General features: G+C 72.3%; 2 protein-coding genes. Both read left to right on the top strand.

Features of this window, described 5'->3' with window-relative positions; all coding sequences use genetic code 11:
* On the top strand, positions 1-1,213 hold a 1,213-nt coding region (locus E3D03_RS20690), incomplete at its 5' end, for a phage tail protein (RefSeq protein ID WP_263568518.1).
* Positions 1,214-1,223: 10 nt separating this feature from the next.
* Positions 1,224-1,497, top strand: a 274-nt coding sequence (locus E3D03_RS20685) for a DUF2793 domain-containing protein (RefSeq protein WP_263568517.1), incomplete at its 3' end; no start/stop codon positions are given.

The following is a 1,497-nucleotide window of genomic DNA, read 5'->3' as shown; positions in this document are numbered from 1 at the left end:
CTGCCGCCGCGCGCTGATGGAGGCGTGGGTGGGGCGCGAGACGGCGGCGTTCCGTCTGCCGCCCTCGCGCCTCGCGTTGGACCCGGCCGATGCCATCCGGCTCGCGCATGACGGGCGGCTGGTCGACCTGCGGCTCGTCTCCATCGCCGACGCGGAGGCGCGCGGCATTGAGGCGGTGCGCCAGGACCGTGCGACCTACGACCTGCCGCCCGGCGATCCTCGAGCGGCGTCGCTGACGCGCGCCGTGGTGTTCGGCGCGCCGGAGGCGGTGCTGATGGACCTGCCGCAGTTGACGGAAGACCAGCCCGCGCATCGGCCGCTGGTCGCCGCGCACGCGGTTCCCTGGCCCGGCGAGATGGCGGTGTTCCGCAGCCCTTCCACGGACGGGTTCGAGCTGCTGACCACGTTCGGCAGTCGCGCCCGGATCGGGGCGTTGGTCACGGACTTCTTTGCGGGACCGACGTCGCGCTTCGATCTCGGCAATGCGCTGATGATCGATCTGCTGACCGGCACGCTGGAGAGCGTCACCGACCTGACGCTGTTCGGCGGGGCCAACGCGCTGGCCATCGAGAGCGCGCCCGGCGTGTGGGAGATCGTGCAGGCGGGCGCGGCGGAACTGCTGGCGCCCGGCCGGTATCGGCTGACCCGCTTGCTGCGGGGCCAGCGCGGGACCGAGAATGCCATGGGCAACCCGGCACCCGCAGGCGCGCGCGTAGTCGTGCTGGACGACAGCCTCGCGTCGCTGCCGATCACCGAGGCCGATCTCGGCATCCCGTGGAACTGGCGCATCGGCCCCGCGAGCCGTCCGGTCAGCGACGAGACCTATGTCGCGCAAGCCTTCACGCCCGCGGGCGCCGGGCTGCGACCCTTCTCCGTCGCCCATGTCGAGCAGCCATGGCGCAGGCCGCGCACGCCCGGCGATCTGACGGTCCGCTGGACGCGCCGGTCCCGCGCGCTCGCGGCCGACAGCTGGGGCGGACTCGAGGTGCCGCTGGCCGAGGACCTCGAATCCTACGACCTCCAGATCCTCGACGGGGCCGCGGTCAAGCGGATTCTGAGCACGGCCACCACCAGTGCAGTCTACACCTCCGCCCAGCAGACCGCCGACTGGGGCGCGCCGCTCGGCTCCGGCGACACGCTGACCGTCCGCATCTTCCAGCTCTCCGTCCTCGTCGGGCGGGGCGCGGCCAAAACCGCCACCCTCAGTTTCTGAAAGCCATCCCATGTCCGACGCCACCACCCATCTCCTGCTGCCCTATATCCTGGCGGCGCAGGCCCAGAAGCACGTCACCCACAATGAAGCGCTGCGGCTGCTCGATGGGCTCGTCCAGCTCTCCGTGCTCGACCGCGATCTGACAGCGCCGCCCGGCAGCCCCACCGATGGCGACCGCTACATCGTCGGCTCCGGAGCGACGGGCGACTGGGCGGGGTGGGACCTGAACGTCGCACTCTGGTCCGACGGCGCCTGGCTGCGCCTGCCGCCGCGCACCGGCTGGC

Source organism: Paracoccus sp. DMF (assembly GCF_004407025.1).
GTDB classification, from domain to species: Bacteria; Pseudomonadota; Alphaproteobacteria; order Rhodobacterales; family Rhodobacteraceae; genus Paracoccus; species Paracoccus aminovorans_B.
The sequence above is the reverse complement of the archived record's forward strand: the minus strand, read 5'-3'. Positions and strand labels throughout refer to the sequence as shown.